6 protein-coding genes are annotated in these 6284 nt (G+C 57.1%); 5 read left to right on the top strand and 1 reads right to left on the bottom strand.

All coding sequences use genetic code 11. The features are described from left to right. Nucleotides 1-117 precede the first annotated feature (117 nt). Nucleotides 118-2676, bottom strand: a complete 2559-nt coding sequence (gene mrcA, locus AC1RKG_RS23865) for a peptidoglycan glycosyltransferase/peptidoglycan DD-transpeptidase MrcA (protein WP_128865277.1) — start codon at nt 2674-2676, stop codon at nt 118-120. Between the two features lie 122 nt (nt 2677-2798). On the opposite strand from mrcA, the gene pilM reads away from it, so the two are divergent. Genes pilM through hofQ form a run of 5 tightly spaced genes read left to right on the top strand, consistent with a single transcriptional unit; the run spans nt 2799 to nt 6279 of the window. Further along, on the top strand, nt 2799-3641 hold the full coding sequence (pilM, locus tag AC1RKG_RS23860) for a type IV pilus biogenesis protein PilM (protein ID WP_493183795.1): 843 nt from the start codon (nt 2799-2801) through the stop codon (nt 3639-3641). 3 nt (nt 3642-3644) lie between these two features. Then, nucleotides 3645-4181: a PilN domain-containing protein gene (locus tag AC1RKG_RS23855; RefSeq protein ID WP_493183794.1), complete on the top strand. Its 537-nt coding sequence runs from the start codon at nt 3645-3647 to the stop codon at nt 4179-4181. Continuing rightward, entirely contained in the window at nt 4174-4692 is a 519-nt protein-coding gene (locus tag AC1RKG_RS23850; protein WP_493183793.1) for a hypothetical protein, read from the top strand. Before AC1RKG_RS23855 ends, AC1RKG_RS23850 begins: the two co-directional genes overlap by 8 nt. Continuing rightward, complete coding sequence (locus AC1RKG_RS23845; RefSeq protein ID WP_116691646.1) at nt 4685-5041, top strand: HofP DNA utilization family protein; 357 nt, start codon at nt 4685-4687, stop codon at nt 5039-5041. Before AC1RKG_RS23850 ends, AC1RKG_RS23845 begins: the two co-directional genes overlap by 8 nt. Then, complete coding sequence (gene hofQ, locus AC1RKG_RS23840; protein WP_130016886.1) at nt 5038-6279, top strand: DNA uptake porin HofQ; 1242 nt, start codon at nt 5038-5040, stop codon at nt 6277-6279. The genes AC1RKG_RS23845 and hofQ overlap by 4 nt, the downstream gene beginning before the upstream one ends. Nucleotides 6280-6284: the final 5 nt, after the last annotated feature.

The raw sequence follows: 6284 nt of genomic DNA, 5'->3' as shown, positions 1-6284 counted from the left end.
GTGCGTTTAACATACTGGTTCATCACATTTTCCTCTGTGCGTGAGTAAAATGTGTCAACGCTATTCAGGACGGGTCATAGATAAAAAAAGGGCCAGATTTCTCTGGCCTTTTTTTTGTTAGAACAGCTCGTGGCTCTCGCCGCCAGGATCCGTCAACGTCGTGCCGGTATCTCGCGATGGGTAGTCCGTTGGCTGAGTCCCTTCGATGAAGTACTCGGAGCGACTGCCGCCGCCGCCGCCAGAAAGCTTGCCGCTGCTCTTGTCGATGGTGACGCTGATGATGCCCGGTGGTGGAGTGACCTTCTGCTCCGGAATGCCTTCCAGCGCGGTTTTCATAAAGTCGTCCCATGCCGGCTGTGCACTCTTCGCACCGCCCTCGCCGCCGGAAATCTGATCCGGTATCGCGCCTGAAGCCGTAGCACGGCCAAGATCACGGCGATGGTCATCAAAGCCAATCCATACCGAGGTCACGGTATCCGGGCCATAACCGGAGAACCAGGCATCTTTCGAGCTGTTGGTGGTACCGGTTTTGCCGCCGATATCACGACGCTTCAGGTCACGGCCCGCACGCCATGCGGTGCCCATCCAGCCCGGTTCGCCGAAAATGTTACTGTTCAGCGCGTCGTGCATCAGGAACGCCAGCGGGGTGCTGATCACGTGTGGCGCATACTGCTGATCGCCATCCTGGAGCACCTGAGCCGGAGTCACCTGCTCCAGTTGCGGCATCGGCACGCTGCCATTCTTGCCTTCCTGCGACGTAGCGACATTTTCAATATTGTCTTCAGAAAGTACGGCGGAACGGTGGGTATCACCGTAGATCACCGGCAGATTACAGCTGCTGCAGACAATCTTCGGCTTGGTTTCGAACACCGTGTTGCCGCTATCGTCTTCAATCTTGGTGATAAAGTACGGATCCACCAGGTAACCGCCGTTAGCCAGAACCGCATAGCCGCGCACCAGTTGCATAGGGGTGAACGACGCGGAGCCTAACGCCAGTGATTCGGTGTGCACGATGTTCTGCGCCGGGAAGCCGAAACGCTGCAGGTATTCTGCCGCATAGTCGACGCCCATCGCACGCATCGCACGTACCATTACCACGTTTTTAGACTGCCCCAGCCCCTGACGCAGGCGAATCGGCCCATCGTAGGTTGGCGGTGAGTTCTTCGGTCGCCAGTCAGTACCGGCGCCCGGATCCCAACGGGTGATCGGCAGGTCATTCAGAATGGTTGCCAGGGTGAGGCCCTTGTCCATCGCGGCGGTGTACAGGAAAGGTTTGATATTGGAACCGACCTGACGCAGCGCCTGGGTAACGCGGTTGAACTTGCTCTGGTTGAAGTCGAACCCGCCGACCAGCGCCTTCACGGCCCCGTCATTCGGATTGATCGACACCAGGGCCGAGTTGACGTCCGGCACCTGTGACAGCCACCAATTTTCGCCCACCTTACGTACCCAGACTTGCTGACCGGCCTGCACTACGTCGGTGACGCGTTTCGGCGTTGGGCCCTGCTGAGTATCTGATTTGTAAGGACGCGCCCAACGCATGGTCGCCATCGGTAGCGCAATGTGGCTGCCGTCAGCCATCATGGCCGTCGCTTCTTCGGCGTTGGCCGAGACAATCACCGCCGGAGACAGCGGGCCGTAGTTCGGTAGATTCTTCAACGAATCGACGATCTGTTTTTGATCCCACGCCGCTTCACCGACTTTCCACAGCACGTTGGACGGGCCGCGGTAACCGTGGCGCATATCGTAGGCCAGCACGTTGTTGCGTACCGACTCCTGCGCCGCCAGCTGCAGCTTTTTGGTGATGGTGGTGTAGACCTTGTAACCGTCGGTATAGGCGTTGTCGCCATAACGCTTGATCATCTCCTGACGCACCATCTCGGAGAGATACGGGGCGGAGAAGCTGATTTCCGGTGCATGGTAGTTGGCCACCAGTTCTTCGCTACGGGCCTGATCGTACTGCGCCTGAGTGATGTAATGCTCATCCATCATGCGCGACAGCACCACGTTGCGGCGCGCGACGGCGCGATCGTGGGAGTAAAGCGGGTTGAAGGTAGACGGTGCTTTCGGCAAGCCGGCGATGGTCGCCATTTCGCTTAAGGTGAGCTGGCTAACGTCTTTACCGAAATAAACCTGAGCCGCGGCACCCACGCCATAGGCGCGATACCCCAGATAGATTTTGTTCAGATACAGCTCGAGAATTTCGTCTTTGCTCAGCATCTGTTCGATGCGAATCGCCAGGAAAGCTTCCTTGATTTTTCGCATCAGGGTGCGTTCCGGGCTTAAGAAGAAGTTTCTCGCCAACTGCTGGGTAATGGTACTCGCCCCCTGGGACGCATGGCCGGAGACCAGCGCAATAGAGGCGGCACGGAAGATACCGACCGGGTCGACGCCATGATGCTCATAGAAGCGGCTGTCTTCGGTGGCGATAAACGCATGCACCATAACCGGTGGAATTTGGTTCAGCTTCAGCGGAATACGGCGTTTCTCACCGTATTGGGCGATCAGTTCGCCGTCGGCGCTGTAAACCTGCATCGGTATTTGCAGCCGCACATCTTTCAGCGTCGCAACGTCAGGCAACTGTGGCTCGACATATTTGTACAAGCCAAAGATCGAGGCTGCCCCCAACACGATGCAACACACTGCAAGGATTAGTAAATACTTTACGAACTTCACCTGAGATTTCCCATTTTCATGTCATTTGGGCAGTTTATAAACAACCGCGCGGTAGTATAAAGGCAAGCCTGCAACATGGATATGTTCTTTTATCATCTGACGATATGGAGGTCGGGCGAAATATGTTCACTCAAGCATGGCAGGTGGGGCTGGATATACAAAGTCACTGCATTCGCGCCCTGGCGGTACAGCGCCGCCGCAACGGTTGGCAACTGCGTCACTGGTGGCAACAAAGGCTACCGCAACCGGTGTTGCGAGAAGGCTGCCTCGAACACCCCGAGCTGCTGATTCAGGCGCTGCGACAATGGCGAATTCAGTTACCAAGACATATTTCCTTACGCATTGCTTTGCCCGCGCAGCGGGTTTTACAGCAGCAGATGCCGCTGCCGGACGCCAGGCTGAAAGAGCCGGCTCGCGGTGAATACATCACCAGTCAGGGATTAAAACAGTTCCCGCTGGACAGCCAGTCGCTGGCTCTGGATTACCGTCCATCACCGGCAGACGCTGCCACTTTGCTGCTTACCGCTGCGCGACAGCAGGAGCTGGAACAGTGGCTGCATTGCTTGCACCAAGCCAATTTACAGCCGCAGGCGGTGGATATTACCCCTTGCGCGCTTCGCACGATGGCGACAGCGGCAGGCGTGTCGACCGAAACCGGTTTGCTGCATCGCCTCGAGCTGGAGTGGTTATGGGTTGCATCACCTTCTAGGTCCTTTGCCTATGGGGTTGTCCCAATGGTGGAGGCCACAGAGGCGGGTCAGGCGCTGGCGGCAATGCATGCTGTCTGCCAGCCACTTGCTACGCAGCAAATTTACTATAGCAGCGTGCTGGATGAGCTGCCTCCACCAGGATGTTTGTCCTGGTCTCCATTTAGCGCTTTTAGTCAGCTGCGTCCACCGCAGCCCCTTATACCGGCGGCATTTGTATTAGCCGGGGGTTTGGCGCTGCGCACAGAGGACAACTAGCTGATGTATCAGGTTAATCTTTTGCCCTGGCGCACTCGAGCTCAGCGTCGGCGCGCCACTTTCTGGTTGCGCCTGTTGGTGTTGCAACTGGCGCTGGCTGCGGCGGTGCTGACGGGGGTTTTGGGGTTGTTAAACCGTCAGCAGGATCAAGAGTATCTGGCACTTTTGACGCTGGTCCGGCAGCAGACGGAATTGACGGAACGTTTTCAGCAACGGCAACGGGCAATGGCTCGCCTGGCAAGCTTAACCGCGCAGGTGGAGCAACAGGGCATAAATGGGGTGCGCAACCGACGTTACCTTCAATTGCTGCAACAGCTGTCGCCCCTGTTGCCCGCAGCGTTGTGGCTTATCGCATTGGATACTAATGCACAAAATATCCGTCTGCGGGGCCTGAGCCGCCGTTATGAGGCGGTGACTCAGTTTGAACAACGGCTAGTTGCGTTGCCGTTGTTGCAGCACGGCCGCCTGACTGAGGTGGTGCAGCGTCAGGATGGTTTGTTTTCATTTACCCTGACGGCACAGTGGGGGCGGGATGAATAAGCCTCTACCGCGCTGGCTAACGAGATGCTTGCACCTGCCGGGGTGGAAGCTGTTGCTGATGCAGTGGCTGGCGTTGAGCGGCCCGATCCTGCTGTTCGGCCTTCTGCTGCTACAGGACAAATGGCAGCAACTGGGGCAGACCCAGGTGGAGCGGCAACGCCTAACGCAACAAATGTCTCCGCTGTGGGCACAATTGGCCCGGATGCCGACAATGGAGGCTCTCAATCAACAACTGCAACAGATTAAGCCCTCACCGGTGGCTAATGCAGCGTTGCTGGACGTATTGCAGCAAGTGGGGGCCGGGCTGCAACGCTGGCAGCAGCAGGAAAATGCCTCGCGGCAAGCCCTACGGCTGCATCTTGAGTACGGCAGCTTATTAAGGCTGCTGGAAAAATTGCCTACCAGGCTACGCATCGATCAGATGACTGTTGAAACGCAGACGGAGGGGATGTCGGTGCATTTCACTTTCCAGGATGTGGCTGAGGCTGTGCGGGTTGCCCCCTATGAATAAAAACCTTGGATTCTGGCTGTTGTTGCTACCGATGGCGCTGCTGGCGCAGCCACGGGATCCTTTTCGACCGCTGCCTTCCCCCGACTGTCCTGCTGCGGCAGAGTCGCCGGTGAATTGGCGCTTAAAAGGTACCCTCGGACACGAGAGGCTGCGTTTTGCCTGGATAGTTACGCCGGGCGGAAAGTGGTTGCGAGTCAAACCCAGCCAAACGCTACTGGCTGGGCGTTGGCAGGTTGAGCAGATACTGGAGCGGCAAGTGACGTTAAGCGCGGTTCAGAGTAATCCGGCCTGTTCGGTTGCCGAGGATAGGGTGGTGTTGGCGTTGGGAAAGCATAAGGAAGAAAAATGAAAGGATGTCGTTGGCTTGCAGCTTTGCTGTGGGGGAGTGCGTTCGCAAGCATAGCACAGGAGCCTGACCCCATTTCTCTGGAGTTTCAGGATGCGCCTGTGGCTGTGGTATTGCAGGCGCTGGCGGATCATCAGCAGCTTAATGTTGTCACCGCCGCAGGCGTGGGGGGAAACCTGACGCTGCGGTTGGATAAGGTACCCTGGCGGCAGGCGCTGGCCGTGATTTTACGCATGGGGAAACTGACTATGACGCTGGAGGGCAACGTGATGATGGTGTTTCCCGAACCAAGCGAACAGGAAAAGCAACGACAACAGCTGGCTTTAGCGCAAAAACAGCCATTACACAGCGTGACCCTGCCGCTGAATCATGCCGATGCGACGGAGATTGCTGAAAATCTGAATGCTCAGGACGGTACCTTGTTGAGTGAGCGGGGCAGCCTGGTGGCGGACAAACGCACCAATGCCGTGCTGCTCCGCGATACCGCACCGATAGTGGCGTTATTGACGCAGCGGATCGCGGAGATGGATGTGCCATTGGCGCAGGTGCAGTTAGCGGCGCATATCGTCACTATTAACAGCGAAAGCTTGCGGGAGCTTGGTGTGCGTTGGGGGCTGGCGCCGGACGAGCGGCCAGCAAAGTCATGGCAATTGGATGGCTTCAACGTGGCGTTGCCGTTGGAGCGTAGCGCCGTCAGCGCCGGTTTTCATCTGGCACGAATCGGTGGCCGTTTGCTCGATCTGGAACTGATGGCGCTGGAACAGGAGAACCGGGTGGAAATTATCGCCAGCCCACGCCTGCTGACCGCCAATCTGCAGACCGCCAGTATCAAGCAAGGGACGGAAATTCCCTATGAGGTGAACAGCGGTGCCAGCGGGGCGACATCGATAGAATTTAAAGAGGCGGTGCTGGGCATGGAGGTGACGCCAAAAATTTTGCCAAATGGCCGTATTACCCTGACGTTGCAAATCAGTCAGAACATGCCGGGGCGCTCCATCAGCCGCGCGGCAGGCGAGACGCTGGCGATAGATAAGCAGGAGATCAAAACCCAGGTGACGGTGAAAGATGGCGAAACCATTGTTTTGGGCGGCGTATTTCAGCGCCATAGCGCCCAGGGGGCAGATAAGGTGCCAGGTATTGGCGATGTGCCACTGCTGGGATCTTTGTTCAAACAGAGCAGCAAGCAGCATAAACGGCGTGAGCTGGTGATATTCATTACTCCGACATTGATTAAGGCCTGAGCGGC

The organism is Serratia sp. GW822-FHT06D09 (genome assembly GCF_058799515.1).
The sequence above is the reverse complement of the archived record's forward strand: the minus strand, read 5'-3'. Positions and strand labels throughout refer to the sequence as shown.